This is a genomic window from Burkholderia sp. B21-005 (assembly GCF_020843965.1).
Lineage (GTDB): Bacteria > Pseudomonadota > Gammaproteobacteria > Burkholderiales > Burkholderiaceae > Burkholderia > Burkholderia ambifaria.
In genome coordinates this window covers 2,149,078-2,170,131 of sequence record NZ_CP086301.1, presented here as the reverse complement: position 1 = coordinate 2,170,131, position 21,054 = coordinate 2,149,078, and the positions used below count along the sequence as shown (strand labels likewise).

General features: G+C 66.4%; 20 protein-coding genes. 15 read left to right on the top strand and 5 right to left on the bottom strand.

The window, feature by feature from the left end; genetic code table 11:
* Positions 1-10 precede the first annotated feature (10 nt).
* The 10 genes from LMA02_RS10165 (at position 11) to LMA02_RS10120 (ending at position 11,018) form a co-directional block, all read left to right on the top strand.
* Positions 11-1,207, top strand: coding sequence for a 1-deoxy-D-xylulose-5-phosphate reductoisomerase (locus tag LMA02_RS10165; protein WP_228904669.1), 1,197 nt, complete (start codon positions 11-13; stop codon positions 1,205-1,207).
* 11 nt (positions 1,208-1,218) lie between these two features.
* Positions 1,219-2,607, top strand: a complete 1,389-nt coding sequence (gene rseP / locus LMA02_RS10160; RefSeq protein WP_228904660.1) for an RIP metalloprotease RseP — start codon at positions 1,219-1,221, stop codon at positions 2,605-2,607.
* A gap of 64 nt (positions 2,608-2,671) precedes the next feature.
* The gene (gene bamA / locus LMA02_RS10155) at positions 2,672-4,978 is read left to right on the top strand and encodes an outer membrane protein assembly factor BamA (RefSeq protein WP_006752157.1); all 2,307 of its coding nucleotides are present in this window, start codon (positions 2,672-2,674) and stop codon (positions 4,976-4,978) included.
* 64 nt (positions 4,979-5,042) lie between these two features.
* On the top strand, positions 5,043-5,540 hold the full coding sequence (locus tag LMA02_RS10150; protein ID WP_041489826.1) for an OmpH family outer membrane protein: 498 nt from the start codon (positions 5,043-5,045) through the stop codon (positions 5,538-5,540).
* Positions 5,541-5,556: 16 nt separating this feature from the next.
* Positions 5,557-6,666 (top strand): UDP-3-O-(3-hydroxymyristoyl)glucosamine N-acyltransferase, encoded by a 1,110-nt coding sequence (gene lpxD / locus LMA02_RS10145; protein WP_228904658.1) that lies wholly within the window; start codon positions 5,557-5,559, stop codon positions 6,664-6,666.
* A gap of 130 nt (positions 6,667-6,796) precedes the next feature.
* Positions 6,797-7,264 (top strand): 3-hydroxyacyl-ACP dehydratase FabZ, encoded by a 468-nt coding sequence (gene fabZ, locus LMA02_RS10140; RefSeq protein WP_006495559.1) that lies wholly within the window; start codon positions 6,797-6,799, stop codon positions 7,262-7,264.
* A gap of 67 nt (positions 7,265-7,331) precedes the next feature.
* Positions 7,332-8,120 carry an acyl-ACP--UDP-N-acetylglucosamine O-acyltransferase gene (gene lpxA / locus LMA02_RS10135; protein WP_166724710.1) on the top strand — a complete coding sequence of 263 codons (789 nt, stop codon included), beginning with the start codon at positions 7,332-7,334 and terminating at the stop codon, positions 8,118-8,120.
* Between the two features lie 3 nt (positions 8,121-8,123).
* Positions 8,124-9,293, top strand: coding sequence for a lipid-A-disaccharide synthase (gene lpxB / locus LMA02_RS10130; protein ID WP_228904656.1), 1,170 nt, complete (start codon positions 8,124-8,126; stop codon positions 9,291-9,293).
* Entirely contained in the window at positions 9,290-9,943 is a 654-nt protein-coding gene (gene rnhB, locus LMA02_RS10125; protein WP_228904655.1) for a ribonuclease HII, read from the top strand. Before lpxB ends, rnhB begins: the two co-directional genes overlap by 4 nt.
* Positions 9,944-10,235: 292 nt before the next feature.
* On the top strand, positions 10,236-11,018 hold the full coding sequence (locus tag LMA02_RS10120; protein WP_228904654.1) for a TrmH family RNA methyltransferase: 783 nt from the start codon (positions 10,236-10,238) through the stop codon (positions 11,016-11,018).
* Positions 11,019-11,133: 115 nt separating this feature from the next.
* Here LMA02_RS10120 and LMA02_RS10115 read toward each other — a convergent pair whose 3' ends face one another.
* Complete coding sequence (locus LMA02_RS10115; protein ID WP_228904653.1) at positions 11,134-11,949, bottom strand: pyruvate, water dikinase regulatory protein; 816 nt, start codon at positions 11,947-11,949, stop codon at positions 11,134-11,136.
* 376 nt (positions 11,950-12,325) lie between these two features.
* Between LMA02_RS10115 and ppsA the strand changes: the two genes are divergently transcribed.
* The 3 genes from ppsA to LMA02_RS10100 all read left to right on the top strand — a co-directional run bounded on the left by ppsA (position 12,326) and on the right by LMA02_RS10100 (position 16,295).
* Positions 12,326-14,725, top strand: a complete 2,400-nt coding sequence (ppsA, locus tag LMA02_RS10110; protein WP_228904652.1) for a phosphoenolpyruvate synthase — start codon at positions 12,326-12,328, stop codon at positions 14,723-14,725.
* Positions 14,726-14,891: 166 nt separating this feature from the next.
* Positions 14,892-15,326 (top strand): NfeD family protein, encoded by a 435-nt coding sequence (locus tag LMA02_RS10105; RefSeq protein ID WP_228904651.1) that lies wholly within the window; start codon positions 14,892-14,894, stop codon positions 15,324-15,326.
* Positions 15,327-15,359: 33 nt separating this feature from the next.
* Positions 15,360-16,295: an SPFH domain-containing protein gene (locus tag LMA02_RS10100; protein ID WP_228904650.1), complete on the top strand. Its 936-nt coding sequence runs from the start codon at positions 15,360-15,362 to the stop codon at positions 16,293-16,295.
* A gap of 226 nt (positions 16,296-16,521) precedes the next feature.
* Here the strand turns inward: LMA02_RS10100 and smpB are convergent, their stop codons facing one another.
* Positions 16,522-16,968: an SsrA-binding protein SmpB gene (gene smpB, locus LMA02_RS10095; RefSeq protein WP_228904648.1), complete on the bottom strand. Its 447-nt coding sequence runs from the start codon at positions 16,966-16,968 to the stop codon at positions 16,522-16,524.
* Between the two features lie 98 nt (positions 16,969-17,066).
* Between smpB and LMA02_RS10090 the strand changes: the two genes are divergently transcribed.
* Positions 17,067-17,504: a type II toxin-antitoxin system RatA family toxin gene (locus LMA02_RS10090; protein ID WP_228904646.1), complete on the top strand. Its 438-nt coding sequence runs from the start codon at positions 17,067-17,069 to the stop codon at positions 17,502-17,504.
* A gap of 4 nt (positions 17,505-17,508) precedes the next feature.
* Positions 17,509-17,832 carry an RnfH family protein gene (locus LMA02_RS10085; protein WP_228904644.1) on the top strand — a complete coding sequence of 108 codons (324 nt, stop codon included), beginning with the start codon at positions 17,509-17,511 and terminating at the stop codon, positions 17,830-17,832.
* A gap of 63 nt (positions 17,833-17,895) precedes the next feature.
* Here the strand turns inward: LMA02_RS10085 and LMA02_RS10080 are convergent, their stop codons facing one another.
* The 3 genes from LMA02_RS10080 to LMA02_RS10070 form a co-directional block, all read right to left on the bottom strand.
* Entirely contained in the window at positions 17,896-18,867 is a 972-nt protein-coding gene (locus tag LMA02_RS10080) for a DMT family transporter (RefSeq protein WP_228904640.1), read from the bottom strand.
* A gap of 180 nt (positions 18,868-19,047) precedes the next feature.
* The gene (locus LMA02_RS10075; protein WP_228904639.1) at positions 19,048-19,731 is read right to left on the bottom strand and encodes a glutaminyl-peptide cyclotransferase; all 684 of its coding nucleotides are present in this window, start codon (positions 19,729-19,731) and stop codon (positions 19,048-19,050) included.
* A 30-nt stretch (positions 19,732-19,761) separates the two neighbouring features.
* Positions 19,762-20,982, bottom strand: a complete 1,221-nt coding sequence (locus LMA02_RS10070) for a helix-turn-helix domain-containing protein (RefSeq protein WP_228904638.1) — start codon at positions 20,980-20,982, stop codon at positions 19,762-19,764.
* Positions 20,983-21,054 lie beyond the last annotated feature (72 nt).

The following is a 21,054-nucleotide window of genomic DNA, read 5'->3' as shown; positions in this document are numbered from 1 at the left end:
TATTTCTGTTATGCAAAAACGTCTGACACTGCTCGGTTCCACGGGCTCGATCGGAGACAGCACGCTCGACGTGGTCGCCCGCCATCCCGAGCGTTTCTCGGTCTATGCGTTGACCGCGCACCGCAACGGCGACAAGCTCGTCGAGCAGTGCCTGCGCTTCGCGCCCGAAGTCGCGGTGGTAGGCGATGCGAACACGGCGGCGCACGTCGAGGCAAAACTGCGCGCGGCGGGCAGCACGACCGTGGTGCTGTACGGGCCGCAGGCGCTCGTCGACGTGTCGAAGAGCGACGGTTGCGACACGGTCGTCGCGGCGATCGTCGGCGCGGCCGGCCTGGCGCCGAGCCTTGCGGCCGCGCGCGCCGGCAAGCGCATCCTGCTTGCGAACAAGGAATCGCTCGTGATGTCTGGCGCGATCTTCATGGACGCCGTGCGCGACCATGGCGCGATCCTGTTGCCGGTCGACAGCGAACACAACGCGATCTTCCAGTGCATGCCGCGCGACGAGAACGAGCACGGCGGGATCTCGAAGATCATCCTGACCGCGTCGGGCGGCCCGTTCCGCACGCGCGAGCCGGCCACGCTCGCCGACGTGACGCCGGACGAAGCCTGCAAGCACCCGAACTGGGTGATGGGCCGCAAGATTTCGGTCGATTCCGCGACGATGATGAACAAGGGCCTCGAGGTGATCGAGGCGCACTGGATCTTCGGTCTGCCGGGCGACCGGATCGACGTGCTGATCCACCCGCAGAGCGTGATCCATTCGCTCGTGTCGTACCGCGACGGCTCGGTGCTCGCCCAGCTCGGCAACCCCGACATGCGCACGCCGATCGCGCACGCGCTGGCGTTCCCGGAGCGCGTCGACGCGGGCGTCGACCAGCTCGACCTCGCGCAGATCGCGCAGCTGTCATTCGAGAAACCCGATTACACGCGGTTCCCGTGCCTCGCGCTCGCGCTGAAGGCGCTTGAGGAGGGCGGTATCGCGAGCGCCGCGTTGAACGCGGCGAACGAAATTGCGGTCGAAGCGTTTCTCGAGCGCCGGATCGGCTTCATGGCGATCGCGGCCACGGTCGACGCAGTGCTCAACGCGCTGCCGAACCGCAGCCCGAACGGGCTCGACGACGTCCTTGCGGCGGATGCCGAGGCACGCCGCCTCGCCGCCGAGATCATTGCGAAAGCGCCTGCGCCACGCGTGGAGCGTACTGTCTGAATGAGGTGCTCATGAACGTGCTGGTCGAACTGATCGCGTTTGCGGTGGCGATCGGGGTGCTGGTCGTCGTGCATGAGTACGGACATTATCGCGTCGCGCGCTGGTGCGGCGTGAAGGTGCTGCGTTTCTCGATCGGTTTCGGCCAGCCCGTCGCGCGCTGGGTCAGCCGCAGGACGGGCACCGAGTGGACGCTGTCCGCACTGCCGCTCGGCGGTTACGTGAAGATGCTCGACGAGCGCGAGCCGGGGCCGGGCATCAAGCCCGAGGAGCTCGACCAGGCGTTCAACCGGCAATCGGTGTTCAAGCGCATCGCGATCGTCGCCGCCGGCCCGATCGCGAACTTCCTGTTGGCAATCGTCCTGTTTTCCGTCGTATTCGCAACCGGCGTGACCGAGCCGGCCGCGGTGCTCGCGCCGCCGGCCGCCGGCACGGTGGCGGCTCGCGCGGGCTTCGACGGCAACGAGACGATCGTGTCGATCCGTGACGTGCACGCAGGCGACGCGCAGGGCGGCGAGGCCGTGCCGGTGCGTTCGTGGTCGGATTTGCGCTGGAAGCTGCTGGCCGCCGCGTTCGATCATCGCGAGGTCGTGCTCGGCGCGCGCGACGGCGGCGCATCGACGTTCGATTTCCGCGTCGACCTGCGCAACGTTCCCGAAAGCGCGCTGGACGACGATTTCATGATGCACCTGGGCTTCGAGACCGGCGGTGGCACGTTGTCGGTGGCGTCGGTGCAGCCCGGCAGCGCGGCCGAGCACGCTGGCCTGAAGGCCGGCGACAAGCTGCTCGCGCTCGACGGCAAGCCCATCGGCGGCGCCTCGCGCTTCATCGACGCGGTGAAGCACCACGCCGGCCAGGCGGTCGATCTGCGGGTCGAGCGGGGCGGCGCCACACAGACGGTGTCGATCGTGCCGCAGGCGCAGCGCGACGACGAGACGGGGCAGCAGGTCGGCCGCATCGGCGCGGCGCTGTCGATGCATACGCCGTCGGTCGACGTGCGCTACGGGCCGATCGAGAGCCTGCAGCTCGGCGCGCACCGCACGTGGGACATCGCCGTTTATTCGCTGAAGATGTTCGGGCGCATGATCACGGGCAACGCGTCGCTGAAGAACCTGTCCGGTCCGGTGACGATTGCGGACTACGCGGGCAAGAGCGCGCGGCTCGGTCCGTCGGCCTTCCTGTCGTTCCTCGCCCTTGTCAGCATTAGCCTCGGGGTGTTGAACTTGCTGCCGATTCCCGTTTTGGACGGGGGGCATCTGTTATATTATCTGGTTGAAGCCGCGACCGGGAAAGCCGTTTCGGAGCGCTGGCAGCTGATTCTGCAAAGAGCCGGGTTGATCTGCATCGTCGCATTGTCGGCGATCGCGCTGTTCAACGACCTGGCTCGGTTAATCCATTTCTGAAGCGTCAGGCGGCGGCCAGTCGGCCGCCGCCTGATTTGATGCAGCTAAATATTGGGGATGCACGTTGTTCAAACCTCATCGCTTTGTACCTAAGACAGTTGCAGCGGCCGCGCTCGCCGCGCACGGCCTCGCGGCGCATGCAGCGGCACCGTTCGTGGTGCAAGACATCAAGATCGAGGGGTTGCAGCGCGTCGAAGCGGGTTCGGTGTTTGCCTACCTGCCGATCAAGCAGGGCGATACCTTCACCGACGACAAGGCATCCGAAGCAATCCGCGCGCTGTACGCGACGGGCTTCTTCAACGACGTGCGCATCGCCACCCAGGGCAACGTCGTGATCGTGCAGGTGCAGGAGCGTCCGGCCATTGCGTCGATCGACTTCACCGGCACGAAGGAATTCGACAAGGACAACCTGACGAAGGCGCTGCGCGCGGTGGGTCTGGCCGACGGCCGCTACTACGACAAGGCGCTCGTCGACAAGGCGGAGCAGGAGCTCAAGCGTCAGTACCTGACGCGCGGCTTCTACGCAGCCGAGGTCAAGACGACGGTCACGCCGGTCGACGCGAACCGCGTGTCGATCCTGTTCGCGGTCGCCGAAGGCCCGAGCGCGAAGATCCGCCAGATCAACTTCATCGGCAACAAGGCGTTCAGCACCAGCAAGCTGCGCGACGAGATGCAGTTGTCTACGCCGAACTGGTTCTCCTGGTACACGAAGAACGACCTGTACTCGAAGGAAAAGCTGACGGGCGACCTCGAGGCCGTGCGCTCGTACTACCTGAACCGCGGCTACCTCGAGTTCAATATCGAGTCGACCCAGGTGTCGATCTCGCCCGACAAGAAGGACATGTACCTGACGGTCACGCTGCACGAAGGCGAGCCGTACACGGTGTCGGGCATCAAGCTGTCGGGCAATCTGCTCGATCGCGAAGCCGAACTGACCAAGCTGATCAAGATCAAGCCGGGCGATCGTTTCTCGGCCGAAAAGCTGCAGCAAACGACGAAGTCGATCGTCGACAAGCTCGGCGAATACGGCTATGCATTCGCGACCGTCAATGCGCAGCCGGACATCGACCAGGCGAACCACAAGGTGAACCTGAATCTCGTCGTCGATCCGAGCCGCCGCGTGTACGTGCGCCGCATCAACGTGGTCGGCAACACGCGTACGCGCGACGAAGTCGTGCGCCGTGAAATGCGCCAGCTCGAAAGCTCGTGGTTCGATTCGAACCGCCTCGCGCTGTCGAAGGACCGCGTGAACCGTCTCGGCTACTTCACCAACGTCGACGTGACGACGGTGCCGGTCGAAGGCACGAACGACCAGGTCGACGTGACCGTGAAGGTCGATGAAAAGCCGACCGGCGCGATCACGCTGGGCGCGGGCTTCTCGTCGACGGACAAGGTGGTGCTGTCGGCGGGCGTGTCGCAGGACAACGTGTTCGGCTCGGGCACGAGCCTGTCGGTGAACGTCAACACCGCGAAGAGCTACCGCACGCTGACCGTCACGCAGGTCGACCCGTACTTCACGGTCGACGGCATCAAGCGGATCACGGACGTCTACTACCGCACGTACCAGCCGCTCTACTATTCGACGAGCTCGAGCTTCCGGATCATCAGCGCGGGCGGCAACCTGAAGTTCGGCATTCCGTTCTCGGAAGTCGACACCGTCTACTTCGGCGCGGGCTTCGAGCAGAACCGTCTCGATGTCGATTCGAACACGCCGCAGAGCTACCAGGATTACGTGAACCAGTTCGGCCGCGTGTCGAACACGGTGCCGCTGACCGTCGCGTGGTCGCGCGATGCGCGTGACAGCGCGCTGATCCCGAGCCGCGGCTACTTCACGCAGGCGAACGTCGAGTACGGTGTGCCGGTCGGCAAGATCCAGTACTACAAGGCGGACCTGCAGGCGCAGTACTACTATTCGTTCTCGCGCGGCTTCATCCTGGGCATGAACCTGCAAGGCGGCTACGGTAACGGTATCGGCAACCCGTACCCGATCTTCAAGAACTACTACGCGGGCGGTATCGGCTCCGTGCGTGGCTACGAGCCGAGCTCGCTGGGCCCGCGCGACACGAAGACGAACGACCCGATCGGCGGTTCGAAGATGCTCGTCGGCAACATCGAATTGACGTTCCCGCTGCCGGGCACCGGCTACGACCGTACGCTGCGCGTGTTCACGTTCCTCGACGGCGGTAACGTGTGGGGCAACGCGCCGGGCGGCACGAGTACCGGCGCGAACGGCCTGCGTTACGGCTACGGTGTGGGTCTCGCGTGGATCTCGCCGATCGGCCCGCTGAAGCTGAGCCTCGGCTTCCCGCTGCAGAAGCATGAAGGCGACCAGTACCAGAAATTCCAGTTCCAGATCGGGACGGCGTTCTGATCGAACGCATGACAACAGCAACGAGAGGGTAATTTTGCTAACCGGTAAGTTTTCGAAACGAGTGATGTGTGCGCTGACCGTTGCGCTGGCCTTGGGCGCGGCGACGGCGCATGCTCAGGACGTCGCCCGCATCGCGGCGGTCAATTCGGATCGGATCCTGCGCGAGTCGGCGCCCGCCAAGGTGGCGCAGACGAAGCTCGAAGCCGAGTTCGCGAAGCGCGACAAGGAACTGCAGGACCTCGCGGCGCGCCTGAAGTCGATGTCCGACTCGCTGGACAAGAACGGTGCGTCGCTGTCGGCGGCCGATCGTGCGCAAAAGCAGCGCGATCTCGCGCAGCTCGACACCGACTTCCAGCGCAAGCAGCGCGAGTTTCGCGAGGACCTGAACCAACGCCGCAACGAGGAACTCGCGGCGGTGCTGGAGCGCGCGAACAAGGTCATCAAGCAGATAGCCGAGCAGCAGAATTACGACCTGATCGTGCAGGAAGCCGTGTACGTCAGTCCGCGCATCGACATCACCGACAAGGTGCTCAAGGCGCTCGCGTCCGGCTCGACGAACTGAACGGAGCAGACGACGAATGGCATTGACGCTCGAGGAACTCGTAAAGCGGTTCGGCGGCGAGATCGCCGGCGACGCCCAGTGCAAGGTGGGCGGCCTCGCGCCGCTCGACCAGGCAGGCCCTCAGCAACTCGCATTTCTCGCGAATCCGAAGTACCTGTCGCAGGTCGAGACGACCCGCGCCGGCGCGGTGCTGATCGCGCCGAAGGATCTCGAAAAGCTGCGCGCGGCCACTGACGGCCAGCCGGCCGGCCCCGGGATGGCCGTCCCCCGTAATTTCATTGTGACGCCGAATCCGTACGCGTACTTCGCGCGCGTCGCGCAGATGTTCATCGATCTCGCCACGCCGCCGCGTGCGCCCGGCGTGCATCCGAGCGCGACGATCGATCCGGCCGCGCAGGTTGCCGCGAGCGCGGTGATCGGTCCGCACGTGACGGTCGAGGCCGGTGCGGTGATCGAGGACGGCGTGCAGCTCGACGCGAACGTGTTCATCGGCCGCGGCACGACGATCGGCGCGGGTTCGCACCTGTATCCGAACGCATCGGTGTACCACGGCTGCAAGATCGGCCCGCGCGCGATCATCCATTCGGGTGCCGTGATCGGTTCCGACGGGTTCGGCTTCGCGCCGGATTTCGTCGGCGACGGCGATGCGCGTACCGGCAGCTGGGTCAAGATCCCGCAGGTCGGCGGCGTGACGGTCGGCCCGGATGTCGAGATCGGCGCGAACACGACGATCGATCGCGGCGCGATGGCGGACACCGTCATCGAGGAATGCGTGAAGATCGACAATCAGGTCCAGATCGGCCACAACTGCCGGATCGGCGCCTATACGGTGATCGCGGGCAGTGCGGGCATCGCCGGCAGCACGACGATCGGCCGCCACTGCATGATCGGCGGCGCGGCGGGCATCGCCGGCCACGTGACGCTCGGCGACTATGTCATCATCACCGCGAAGTCGGGCGTGTCGAAGTCGCTGCCGAAGGCCGGCATCTACACGAGCGCATTCCCGGCCGTCGACCACGGCGAATGGAACCGGAGCGCCGCGCTCGTGCGCAACCTCGACAAGCTGCGCGAGCGCATCAAGGCGCTCGAAACCGCGCTGGCCGCCCAGGGCGGCACGGACGCCTGACCGACGCCATGCGAGACCAGCAACCGGGCACGGCCAGCGCTACCGGCCCGGTTTGCCAGACTGGGCCGCGCGGCGGCCCGCTTCAGCCTTTGCATCACCACCGCGCAGCCTCTGCGTGAGACGAACCATCATGAGCACTGAAAAAATCAATCTCGACATCCACAAGATCCTCACGCTGCTGCCGCACCGCTACCCGATTCTGCTCGTCGATCGCGTGCTCGAACTCGAGCCGCACAAGGGGATCAAAGCGCTGAAGAACGTGTCGATCAACGAGCCGTTCTTCCAGGGACACTTCCCGAAGCGGCCGGTGATGCCGGGTGTGCTGATCCTCGAGGCGCTCGCTCAGGCAGCCGCGCTGCTGACGTTCGCGGAAGAGCAGCCGAAGGATCCGGAAAACACGCTGTACTACTTCGTCGGCATCGACGGCGCGCGCTTCAAGCGCGTGGTCGAACCGGGCGACCAACTGATTCTGAACGTGACGTTCGAACGTTACATCCGCGGCATCTGGAAGTTCAAGGCGGTGGCGGAAGTGGACGGCAAGGTGGCGGCGGAAGCCGAACTGATGTGCACGGTCAAGACGGCCGACGCGGCGCCCTGAGCGACGCGGCACGCATGGGTATCGTAACGCGAGCAACGCGACACATCATATCGAGAGGCAACGGCGCATGACCAGGATTCATCCAACCGCGATTGTCGAACCGGGCGCGCAGATCGACGAGTCCGTCGAGATCGGGCCGTATGCGATCGTCGGGCCGCACGTCACGATCGGCGCGCGTACGACGATCGGCTCGCACAGCGTGATCGAAGGTCACACGACGCTCGGCGAGGACAACCGCATCGGCCATTACGCGTCGGTCGGCGGCCGTCCGCAGGACATGAAGTACAAGGACGAGCCGACGAAGCTCGTGATCGGCAACCGCAACACGATCCGCGAATTCACGACGATCCACACCGGCACCGTGCAGGATGTCGGCGTGACGACGCTCGGCGACGACAACTGGATCATGGCCTATGTGCACATCGGTCATGACTGCCGCGTCGGCAGCAACGTGATCCTGTCGAGCAACGCGCAGATGGCCGGTCACGTCGAGATCGGCGACTACGCGATCATCGGCGGGATGTCGGGCGTGCACCAGTTCGTGCGCATCGGCGCGCATTCGATGCTGGGTGGCGCGTCGGCGCTCGTGCAGGACGTGCCGCCGTTCGTGATCGCCGCCGGCAACAAGGCCGAGCCGCACGGCATCAACGTCGAAGGCCTGCGCCGGCGCGGTTTCTCGCCCGACGCGATCTCGGCGCTGCGCAGCGCGTACCGCCTGCTGTACAAGAACGGCCTGTCGCTCGAGGAAGCGAAGGTGCAGTTGCGCGAGCTGGCGGTCGCGGGCGGCGAAGGCGACGCAGCGGTCACCGCGTTCGTCGAGTTCATCGACGCGTCCCAACGCGGCATCATCCGCTAAGCGATGTCGCTCCCGACCAATCAGCTCCGGCTCGCGATGGTGGCCGGCGAGCCGTCGGGCGATCTGCTCGCGGCGTCGCTGCTCGGCGGGCTTCAAGAACGACTGCCCGCGTCGACCCGATACTACGGGATCGGCGGGCAGCGGATGCTCGCGCACGGCTTCGACTCGCACTGGCAGATGGACAAGCTCACGGTGCGTGGCTACGTCGAGGCGCTGGGCCAGATTCCCGAGATCCTGCGGATTCGCGGCGAGTTGAAGCGCCAGCTGCTCGCGGAGCGGCCCGACGCGTTCATCGGCGTCGACGCGCCGGACTTCAATTTCAACGTGGAGCAGGCCGCGCGCGATGCGGGCATCCCGTCGATCCACTTCGTGTGCCCGTCGATCTGGGCGTGGCGCGGTGGGCGGATCAAGAAGGTCGCGAAGTCCGTCGACCACATGCTGTGCCTGTTCCCGTTCGAACCGGCGATCCTCGACAAGGCGGGCGTTGCATCGACGTATGTCGGTCATCCGCTCGCCGACGATATTCCGCTCGAGCCCGACACGCACGGCGCGCGCATCGCGCTCGGCCTGCCGGCAGACGGCCCGGTGATCGCGGTGCTGCCGGGCAGCCGGCGCTCGGAGATCGGGCTGATCGGCCCGACGTTCTTCGCGGCGATGGCGCTGATGCAGCAGCGTGAGCCCGGCGTGCGGTTCGTGATGCCGGCGGCGACGCCTGCGCTGCGCGAACTGCTGCAGCCGCTCGTCGACGCGCATCCGCAACTCGCGCTGACGATCACCGACGGCCGCTCGCAGGTCGCGATGACGGCCGCCGACGCGATCCTCGTGAAGAGCGGCACCGTCACGCTGGAAGCCGCGCTGCTGAAGAAGCCGATGGTGATCTCGTACAAGGTGCCCTGGCTGACCGGGCAGATCATGCGCCGGCAGGGTTATCTGCCGTACGTCGGCTTGCCGAACATCCTGGCGGGGCGCTTCGTCGTGCCCGAGTTGCTGCAGCATTTCGCGACGCCCGAGGCGCTCGCCGATGCGACGCTCACGCAACTGCGCGACGACGCGAACCGCCGCACGCTGACCGAAGTCTTTACCGAAATGCATCTTTCGCTGCGGCAGAACACGGCCGCGAAGGCCGCCGAAGCCGTTGTGCGCGTACTCGAGCAGCGCAGGGGGCGCGCATGACGGCCGCCCGTGCACCACGCCGCCGCGCGTCGACCGACCTGCAGGGCGGTTTCGACTTCAGTCGGCCCGACGAGATCGTCTGCGGCGTCGACGAAGCGGGCCGCGGCCCGCTCGCGGGGCCGGTCGTGGCCGCCGCGGTGATCCTCGATCCCGCGCGGCCGATCGACGGGCTCGACGATTCGAAGGCGCTGTCCGCGAAGAAGCGCGACGCGCTGTACGACCTGATCGTCGCGCGCTCGAGCGCGTATTGCGTCGCGTCGGCCAGCGTCGACGAAATCGACACGCTGAACATCCTGCACGCGACGATGCTGGCGATGAAGCGGGCCGTCGAGGGCCTGTCGGTGCTGCCGACGCTTGCCCAGATCGACGGCAACCGCTGTCCGACGCTGATGGTGCGTGCCGAGGCGATCGTCAGCGGCGACGCGCTCGTGCCGAGCATCTCGGCCGCGTCGATTCTCGCGAAGGTCACGCGCGACCGCATGCTCGTCGATCTGCATGAACGCTTCCCGGTGTACGGCTTCAACGTGCATGCGGGTTACGGCACCCCGAAACACCTTGCCGCGCTGCGCGAGCACGGCCCGTGCGAAGCGCATCGGCGCTCGTTCGCCCCCGTGCGCGAGGCATTCGACCTGATGGCCGGTTCCCGCTGAGAACGGGCTTGCGCCGGCCGCCAGAAGGGCCGAGCGCAAGGAAGCGGAAGCGGCGCTGGCGTATTCGCAACGAGCATGACGCCACGATCGGCCTTTCCGGCGGCTCCCGCCGGAAAGGGATTTTTTAGTTTCGTGAACGGGCGTTGCCGGCCGCATTGCGACGTCGCGCGTCGCGGGTTCGGCGCGGCCCGACGGCGCGCCGTGCTTCTTGCACGCGCCCGAAGGCACTCCCCTTGGGGGACCGCCGGCAACGCACGTTCGCAAGCCCGTGATTAGCGGGAACAGGCCCCTGATGAAGAGCATTACATCCCGCGACAACCCGCTGTACAAACGCCTGAAGGCGCTCGCGGGCTCGACGTCCCAGCAGCGGCGCGGCGGCCAGGCGCTGCTCGAAGGTTTCCATCTCGCCGGCGCGTATCTCGATACGGGCGCGACCCCGGAGCTGTGCGTCGCGACCGAAGGCGCGCTCGCGCACGCCGAAGCGCAGGCGATCATCGCGCGCATCGACGCGCAGCGGGTCGTCACGCTGCCCGACGCGCTGTTCGGCCAGTTGTCGAACGTGGTCAGCGGCGTGGGTTTCCTGCTGCTCGTCGATCGGCCCGCGCAGCCGCTGCCCGAGCGCGTCACGCATACGTCGGTCGTGCTCGACGGCGTGCAGGATGCCGGCAACGTCGGCTCGATCCTGCGCAGCGCGGCGGCGGCCGGCGTGCGGCACGTGTTCTGCGCGCCGGGCACCGCCTATGCGTGGTCGTCGAAGGTGCTGCGTTCGGGGATGGGCGCGCACTTCCTGCTGTCGATCCACGAGGATGTCGAGCCGGACGCGCTCGCCGGGCGGCTCGATGTGCCGGTCGCGCTGACGGATTCGCACGGCGCGCAAGCGGTCTACGACTGCGACCTGGCCGGGCCCGTCGCGTGGGTGTTCGGCAACGAGGGCGCCGGCGTGTCGGCGTTCTGGCGCGACGCGGCCACGCATCGCGTGACGATCCCGCAGCCCGGTGGAATGGAGTCGCTGAATGTCGCGGCCGCGGCGGCGGTGTGCCTGTTCGAGCAGGTGCGGCAGCAGCGGCGCGCATGACATGACGACGTGACGCACGGCGTTGCCCGCGCGTATCCCGCATCACGAAAAAAAGGCCGCGTAAGCGGCCTTTTTGCTGTTGGCGGCGGCCTGACGGCGGCCGGCGCGCCAGTCGTCAGTACGACTGCCGGTCGAGACGGATTTCCTGCAGGATCGTCGTCGCGATTTCCTCGATCGACTTGTGCGTCGACGACAGCCACTTGATCCCTTCGCGGCGCATCATCGCCTCGGCCTCGTTGATCTCGTAGCGGCAGTTCTCCGGCGCCGCGTACTTGCTGCCGGGGCGGCGCTCGTTGCGGATCTCCGACAGGCGCTGCGGGTCGATGGACAGCCCGAACAGCTTGTCGCGATGCGGCGACAGCGCCGACGGCAGCTTGCCGCGCTCGAAGTCTTCCGGAATCAGCGGATAGTTGGCCGCTTTCACGCCGTACTGCATCGCGAGATACAGGCTCGTCGGCGTCTTGCCGCTGCGCGACACGCCGACCAGGATCACGTCGGCTTCGGACAGGTTGCGGTTCGACTGGCCGTCGTCGTGCGCGAGCGAGAAGTTGATCGCCTCGATCCGCGTCTTGTATTCCTCGGTATCGGCGTTCTGGTGGCCGCGACCCATTGCGTGGCTCGACTTCAGCTCCAGTTCCTGCTCGAGCGGCTCGACGAAGCGCTGGAACATGTCCAGCACGAGCGCGTTCGAGCGCTTGACGATGTCGTTCGACTCGCTGTCGACGAGCGTCGTGAAGACGATCGCGCGGCGGCCGTCGTGCACCGCGGCGTCGTTGATCTTCTCGACGGTCGCATAGGCTTTATCGAGCGAGTCGACGAACGGTAGGCGCACGAGGCGGAATTTCTGGTCGAACTGGGAGAGGATCGAATGCGCGAAGGTTTCGGCAGTGATCCCGGTGCCGTCGGAGACGATGAAAACGGTAGGCAGCATGAATCTGGGCGTCGAGCGTGAAGGGCGGTTGCGCGGGCGGCTGGAGGTTCGCCTCCAGACGCGGTGACAAGGTCGCGCCACATCCGGCAGCCGGCACGGTAGAATAGCGGCAACCTGTTGGATAAGCAATTGCGGGGGCAGGATACGAACGGCGCCCCAGGCTTGGCCGCTCGATTCAAAAATTCCCGGCAAGTTCGGCGATTTGTCTGAATATATCGCCCTTCTGCCGGGATTTTTGCAAATCGGGTCGAAAGATTTTTCGCCGCTGCGATTGTTTCTCCAACAGGTTGCGCAAGACGCGCCGCGCCTTTTTGCAGGCGCCCGCGTCCGAGCCCACTTGCGCAATCGAGCATTTTTTTCACACTTAGGGGCTTGTATGACTAACGCAGCAAACGTCGCAAAGGACCAGGCGTATGTAATCCCGTTCGAGCAGTTGCGGATGACCGATGTGGAAATCGTGGGCGGCAAGAATGCGTCGCTCGGCGAGATGATCAGCCAGCTTTCCGAAGCAGGCGTTCGCGTACCCACCGGTTTCGCCACGACCGCGCTCGCCTTCCGTGATTTCCTCAAGCACAACGATCTGACCGATCGCATCGCCAAGCGTCTCGAGTCGCTCGACATCGACGACGTGAAGGCGCTCGCCGAAGCCGGTGCCGAAATCCGCAAATGGATCGTCGATGCGCCGATGCAGGCACGTCTCGAAGAGGAAATTCGCGCCCAGTTCGAAATCCTGAAGAGTGGCTCGCCGGCCGAGCTGTCGTTCGCCGTGCGTTCGTCCGCGACCGCGGAAGACCTGCCCGACGCCTCGTTCGCCGGTCAGCAGGAGTCGTATCTGAACGTCGTCGGCATCGAGGACGTCCTCGATCGCATGAAGCACGTGTTCGCGTCGCTCTACAACGATCGCGCGATCTCGTATCGCGTGCACAAGGGCTTCACGCACGCCGAGGTCGCACTGTCGGCCGGCGTGCAGCGCATGGTTCGCTCGGACGTCGGCGCGGCCGGCGTGATGTTCACGATCGACACCGAATCGGGCTTCAAGGACGCCGTGTTCATCACGTCGAGCTACGGCCTGGGCGAAACCGTCGTGCAGGGCGCCGTGAACCCGGACGAGTTCTACGTGTTCAAGACGACGCTCGCGCAGGACAAGTACCCGATCATCCGCCGCTCGATCGGCTCGAAGCTGATCAAGATGGAATTCACGCAGCCGGGTGAGCCGGGCCGCGTGAAGACGGTCGACGTGTCGCACGAGCAGCGCAACCGCTACTCGATCACCGACGAAGACGTGATCGAGCTCGCGAAGTACGCGGTCATCATCGAGAAGCACTACCAGCGTCCGATGGACATCGAGTGGGGCAAGGACGGCCGCGACGGCAAGATCTTCATCCTGCAGGCACGTCCGGAAACGGTGAAGAGCCAGGCGAGCGGCAAGGCCGAGCAGCGCTTCAAGCTGAAGGGCCAGTCGCAGGTGCTGGCGACGGGCCGCGCGATCGGCCAGAAGATCGGCGCGGGCCCCGTGCGCGTGATCCAGGATCCGTCGGAAATGGAACGCGTGCAGCCGGGCGACGTGCTGGTGGCGGACATGACCGACCCGAACTGGGAGCCGGTGATGAAGCGTGCGGCGGCGATCGTCACGAACCGTGGCGGCCGGACCTGCCACGCGGCGATCATCGCACGTGAGCTCGGCGTGCCGGCAGTCGTCGGCTGCGGCGATGCGACCGACGTGCTGAAGGACGGCGCGCTCGTCACCGTGTCGTGCGCGGAAGGCGACGAAGGCAAGATCTACGACGGGCTGCTCGAGACGGAAGTCACGGAAGTGCAGCGCGGCGAGCTGCCGGAAATCCCGGTCAAGATCATGATGAACGTCGGCAACCCGCAGCTCGCGTTCGACTTCTCGCAACTGCCGAACGCAGGTGTTGGCCTCGCGCGTCTCGAGTTCATCATCAACAACAACATCGGCGTGCACCCGAAGGCGATCCTCGAGTACCCGAACATCGACCAGGACCTGAAGAAGGCGGTCGAGAGCGTGGCGCGTGGTCACGCGTCGCCGCGCCAGTTCTACGTCGACAAGCTGACGGAAGGCGTCGCGACGATCGCCGCGGCGTTCTATCCGAAGCCCGTGATCGTGCGTCTGTCCGACTTCAAGTCGAACGAGTACAAGAAGCTGATCGGCGGTTCGCGTTACGAGCCGGACGAGGAAAACCCGATGCTGGGTTTCCGCGGCGCGTCGCGCTACATCGCGGAAGACTTCGCGCAGGCGTTCGAGATGGAGTGCCGTGCACTGAAGCGCGTGCGCGACGAGATGGGCCTGACCAACGTCGAGATCATGGTGCCGTTCGTGCGTACCGTGAAGCAGGCGGCGCGCGTCGTCGGCCTGCTCGAGAAGTTCGGCCTGAAGCGTGGCGAGAACGGCCTGCGCCTCGTGATGATGTGTGAAGTCCCGACCAACGCGATTCTTGCCGAAGAGTTCCTCGAACACTTCGACGGTTTCTCGATCGGTTCGAACGACCTCACGCAGCTCACGCTCGGCCTCGATCGCGACTCGGGCATGGAACTGCTGGCCGTCGACTTCGACGAGCGCGACCCGGCCGTCAAGTTCCTGCTGAAGCGTGCAATCGATACCTGCCTCCGGATGGGCAAGTACGTCGGCATCTGCGGCCAGGGCCCGTCCGATCACCCGGACTTCGCGCAATGGCTGACCGACGAAGGCATCGTGTCGATCTCGCTGAACCCGGACACGATCATCGATACGTGGCAGGCGCTTGCCAACCGGAAGTAACGGTCGGTCATGCAGCTTCGACGAAAGGGCGGCCCGCCGCTCTTTCGATGAAGGCAGAATGCAAGGTTCATGCTATAAACACCCCGGTAGGCACCGGGGTGTTTTTGTTTGTACTCACCGAGCCGCGAACATAGCGAGCGTGAGGGCTGTTTTTCGGGAGACCACAATGATGTCGGGGCATCTGTTCTGGTGGGTGGGAGTCGGCGTGCTGGTCGTCGCCGAATTGCTGACCGGCACGTTTTATCTGCTGATGATCGCGCTCGGCTTTCTCGCGGGCGCACTGCTGCAGCTCGCCGGTTTCGCGCTGCACGTGCAGTTAGGGGCGGCCGCCGCGGTCGCGATCATCGCGATGATCGTGCTGCGTCGCTCGGGGCTCGGGCGCAAGCAGAAACGCGACACGTCGGCGAATCCGGACGTCAATCTCGATATTGGCTCGACCTTGACGGTCGACGCGTGGCATGACGGCCGCGCGCGCGTGCAGTATCGCGGCGCCGACTGGGACGTCGAGCTCGCGACCGGCGAGCGTGACGATGCGCACGTGTATCAGGTGAGTGCCGTGCGCGGCAACAGCCTCGTCGTCGTCGCGAAACCCGCGCGCTGATCGTCCACGCATATAACAAGGAGGGAATGCTTCATGGATTCGCTGATCATCTGGGTCGTCCTGCTCGTCATCGCCATCGTGATCGTGTCGAAGACGGTGAAGATCGTGCCGCAGCAGCATGCGTGGGTGCTCGAACGATTCGGGCGCTATCACGCGACGCTGTCGCCCGGTCTCAATATCGTGCTGCCGTTCATCGACCGGGTCGCCTACCGGCACGTGCTGAAGGAAATTCCGCTCGACGTGCCGAGCCAGGTCTGCATCACGCGCGACAACACGCAGCTGCAGGTCGACGGCGTGCTGTACTTCCAGGTCACGGATCCGATGAAGGCCTCATACGGGTCGAGCAACTTCGTGCTCGCGATCACGCAGCTCGCGCAGACGACGCTGCGCTCGGTGGTCGGCAAGCTCGAACTCGACAAGACCTTCGAGGAGCGCGACTTCATCAACCACAATATCGTGTCGGCGCTCGACCAGGCCGCCGCGAACTGGGGCGTGAAAGTGCTGCGCTATGAGATCAAGGACCTGACGCCGCCGAAGGAGATCCTGCACGCGATGCAGGCGCAGATCACCGCCGAGCGGGAAAAGCGCGCGCTGATCGCCGCATCCGAAGGTCGCAAGCAGGAGCAGATCAACCTCGCGTCGGGCGCGCGCGAGGCGGCGATCCAGAAGTCCGAAGGCGAGCGGCAGGCCGCGATCAACCGGGCGCAGGGTGAGGCGTCCGCGATTCTCGCGGTGGCCGAGGCGAACGCGCAGGCAATCCAGAAGATCGCGAACGCGATCCAGTCGCAGGGCGGGATGGATGCCGTGAACCTGAAGGTCGCCGAACAATATGTCGGCGCGTTCTCGAACCTCGCGAAACAGGGCAATACGCTGATCGTGCCGGCGAACCTGTCGGATCTCGGCACCGCGATCGCGTCGGCGCTCACGATCGTCAAGAACGCGGCGCCGGCCGCGGGCGGGAAGGGCTGAGCGCACGCGCGGTTCCAGGCGCAGGCGGGCGTGGCATGCGCCGCGCCTGCGGCGAATCGTCGCACGGCGCAATCGCGATCCCGTTTATTTGCATGGCCACGGGCGGCGCAGGGCTTCATTCGGGGCGCTGATCGGCCGCTCGATCGGCACCCGCACGAATCACGCCCTACAAAGCAACACGGCCCGCTTCGAGCGGGCCGTGTCGTTTGCGATGCGGATCGGGTGGTCAGGTACCGGCGCGCATGATGCGGGCCTTTTCGCGTTCCCAGTCGCGCTTCTTCTCGGTTTCGCGCTTATCGTGCAGCTTCTTGCCCTTCGCGAGCGCGATGTCGCATTTCACGCGACCGCCCTTGTAGTGGAAGTTCAGCGGCACGAGCGTGTAGCCGCGCTGCTCGACCTTGCCGATCAGTTTCTTGATTTCCGCGCGGTGCAGCAGCAGCTTGCGCGTGCGGACCGGATCGGGCGTGATGTGCGTCGAGGCTTCGGGCAGCGGGCTGATGTGGGTGCCGATCAGGAAGATCTCGGCGTTCTTGACCACGACGTAGCCTTCCTTGATCTGGCCGCGCCCGGCGCGCAGCGCCTTGACTTCCCAGCCCTCCAGCACGAGCCCCGCCTCGTAGCGTTCCTCGATGTGATAATCGAAGTGCGCTTTCCTGTTGTCGATGATGCTCATGAAAGGATTGGGCCAACTCGTTTAAAATCACGATTTTAGCAAAGCGGGGCGAGAATCGCCCGGCTTGCGTTCTCACTTCGAGCGATGCCGCGCGATTTATGGCAGATGTCCAGAAAACAGTATTGATCCGTCATTCGGCGGAACAGATGTTCGACCTCGTCACCGACGTGGCCGACTACCCCAATTTCCTGCCCTGGTGCGGCGGCGTCGAGATTCGCCGTCAGGACGACAGCGGGATGGAAGCGCGCATCGACATCAACTTCAAGGGTATCAAGCAGCATTTCGCGACGCGCAACACGCAGCAGCGCCCGACGCGGATCGACATGGAGTTCGCGGACGGCCCGTTCAAGAAGTTCACGGGCTCGTGGCGCTTCATTCCGCTGCGCGCCGATGCGTGCAAGATCGAATTCGCGCTGCACTACGAGTTCTCGAGCATCCTGCTCGAGAAGATCATCGGGCCGGTGTTCAGCCATATCGCGAACACGTTCGTCGATTCGTTCGTGAAGCGCGCCGACCAGCGCTACGGGAAGGGGTGACGCGATGCTGTCGATCGAAGTCTGCTACGCGCTGCCGGATCGCCAGACGCTGATTCCGGTGTCGCTGCCCGACGGCGCGACCGTGCGCGCGGCGATCGATGCGAGCGGGGTGCTCGCGCTGCACCCGGAGATCGATCTCGCCCACGCGAAAACCGGCGTGTTCGGCAAGCTCGCGTCCCTCGACGCGCCGCTCGCCGACCACGACCGTGTCGAGATCTACCGTCCGTTGATCGTCGATCCGAAGCTCGCGCGCCAGCGGCGCGTCGACAAGACCCGCCGCGAGGGCTCCGTCGAGGGGCGCAAGTGGATGCACAAGGACGCGCGCTGACGCGTTGCTCCGGCGCCGCTCCGGCGCTTTCGTTCCGATTCGTCAGACCAGGTGCGGCCGCGCTCAGTGGGCCGTGACATTCGCGCGGCCGGCCGTATCGCCCCCCGCGTGCGTGTCGCCGTGCCGGCGCACCGACGCATAGACGCCCGCCAGCAGCAGTGCGAGCGCCGCGATCTCGAGCGCGCGCGGCATCCGGTGGTCGTAGACGAACGCGTAGAGCATCGCGAACACGGTTTCGAACACGATCAACTGGCCCGACAGCGTGAGCGGCAGCCGCTTCGACGCCGCGTTCCACAGTCCGTTGCCGAGCCACGACGCGCCGATCGCCAGCGCGAGGTTCAGCAGCCAGAACAGTTGCCAGCGCGATGCCGGGACGGCCGCCTGCGCCGTGCCGGCCGGCAGCGCGAGGATCGCGAGCCAGCAGAGGCCGCCGATCAGGCCCGTCACGACACCCCACAGCACCGACCATTCGTTGCCGCCGAAATGATGGTGGCGCTGCAGGTAGCGCGCGTTCGCGACCGCGTACCAGGTCCAGCTTGCCAGCGCGCCGCTTGCGCACGCGATACCGGCGAGCTTCTGGCCGAGCGTCGTCGCCTGCGCGGCTTCCGATGTGAAGAGGTCGACGTTGATACAGACGATGCCGGCGATCACCAGCGCGAGCGGGGCGGCGAGACGCCGCAGCGGCACCGCGCCATGGTCGCCGAGGCCCGCGAGCGTGACGGTCACGGGCAGCACGCCGACGATCAGCGAGCTGGGCGCGATGCCGATCAGGTGCACGGCGCCGGACAGCAGCATGTAGTACGCGACGTTGCCGACGAGCGCGAGCTTCACGAGCGCGACGAGATCCTCGCGGGTCAGCCGCGCGAGCAGCGAGCGGGCGGCCGGCAAGGCCGCCGCCAGCGACACGAGGCCGTACATCGCATAGCGGCCCGCGCTCAGCAGCAGCGGCGAGAAGTCGGTCATCAGCCGCGGCACGAGAAACACCATGCCCCACAACGCGCCTGCGAGGACGCCATACACTACACCGCGCTGCATCGACTGCTCCGAACGAAAGACTGACGAGCGCGCATCTTAGCGACGGCGGCGCGAGCGCGTCTTGTTCATTCCTGCACTCGGAAGCGGGTGGCGTTCGGGATCGGCCGCGAGCGCTGCCGCGATCCGGTCCTGTTTGTCGCGGATCGCGGCGCGCAGGCACGCCCTGCGACGACCGGCGGATCAGCCCTCGGCCGGTTCGGCCGCCGCCGCACTGTCGCCCGCCGCGGATGACCGCCCAGGGCGGCGTACGGCGCGCAGCTTGCCGCTGTTGCCGCCGCCGCAGTAGAACGTGTCGCGACCGTCGGACTCCAGCCCCGACACGCCGACGCCGGGCGGCATGTCGACCTGCTCGAGCACCTGCCCGGTGCGCGGGTCGATCCGCCGCAGCTCGCTCTCGTCTGCCTCCCAGGTGCCATGCCACAGCTCGCCGTCGACCCACGTCACGCCGGTGACGAAGCGATTCGATTCGATCGTGCGCAGCACGGCGCCCGATTGCGGATCCACCTGATGAATCTTGCGCTCGCGGTATTGGCCGACCCATAGCGTGCCTTCGGCCCAGGCGAGCCCGGAATCGGCGCCGCCGCCGGGCGCGGGTATCGTCGCGAGCACGCGGCCCGAGTCGGGATCGATCTTCTCGATGCGGTCCTCGACGATCTGAAACAGGTGGCGTCCGTCGAACGCGGTGCCCGCGTGCGCGGCGATGTCGAGTGTGCGCACGGTCGTGCCGCGTTCCGGGTCGAGCGCGTTCAGCTTGTCGCCGGACGCGAACCATACGTGCTGCCCGTCGAACGTGACGCCGTGCACGCCGTCGCCGCCCGGAAACGGGCCGTATTCGCGGAGGATGTTTGCCGTGGATCGTTTCATGTCTGTCGCCTCGTCGTTGGTGTACCCATCCTAGTCGCCCGGCAGCGGCGCGGGGAGTAACAAGGTCGTCGCGAATCCGGGCAGCGGCGGCGTCATCCAGCGGCGCGCTCGACCACGGCCGAGCGCCTGCACCTTGTCCGCTTCGGCGAGCGCGTCGAGCGCACGCTGGACGGTGCGCTGGCTCGCGCCGAGCGCGAGGGCCAGTGCGGAACTCGACCACGCCTCGCCGTCCGCGAGCAGCGCGAGCACGGCCGCGTGGCGGTCGTCGACGGGGCGCGCGAGCACGACGGTTTCGCGCGGGCCGAGCGGTTCGAGCGCGAAGCCGTGTGGCGTCGCGGTGACGTTCGCGAGCGGCCGCAGCATCGCGCGCAGGCGGCCGATCTCGACGCGCAGGCGGGCACGATGCGATTCGTCCGCGTGTTTCGCGCGAAACGCCGCGGCGACGAGCGCGTTTCTCGACACGTCGCCAGGCCACGCTTCGCCGAGCATGCGGGCGAGCACGAACAGCACTGGGCGGCGCGCGAGCGACACCGTCGTGCGCGCGTCGCGCACCGCGTGGCGGCATGCATCGACGACGAGTGCGTTCGATTCGAGCAGCGCCTCGACCTCGTCGAGCAACACGAGCCGCGACGCACCGCGCGCGATGAGTCGCGCGGCCGGCGTATCGAGCACGCGCGCGGCCGTGTCGACTTCGGCCGTCAGCGCGGCGATGCCGGCGTCCCGTGCGGCCGCGCGTGCACGGGCGAGGGCCATGCGCGCCGCGTGCGGGCGGATCCGGCGCATCGCGATGCCGGCCGCGATCAGTTCATGCGCCGCGCGCGACGCGGCCGGCAGCGGTGCGGGATCGAGGCTCGCGAGCCGGCGTTCGGCGTCGTCGACGTGCCCGATCAGCAGCAGCCGGCGCACGACGAGATAGCGCGCATGCGCGGCGTTCGCGTGGTCGCCGTGTGCGTCGAGCGTCGCGCAGGCGGCGTCGAGCGCGCGTGACGGCCAGCCGAGATCCCGCGACGCCAGCGCGATCTCGGCTTCCGCGACGACGCAGCGCGCCCGCGCGACGGCCTCTTTCGTGCCGAATGCGCGGGCCGCGCCGCGCACGAGCGCCCGCGCACGCTCGAAATCGCCGAGTTGCGCCATCGCGATGCCGCGCAACGCGAGCGCCGGCGCGTCGTCGCGCAGCGCGACGCGGTTCAGCGCGCCGAGCGGGTCGCCCGCCGCGAGCGCGCGTGCCGCGGCCGTGATCAGCGAATCCATCCGAATCCCGACACAGTTGTCACTCCCTGCCGTCCGATGCCCGGCCCTAATCTAGCACCACGCACACGGCAG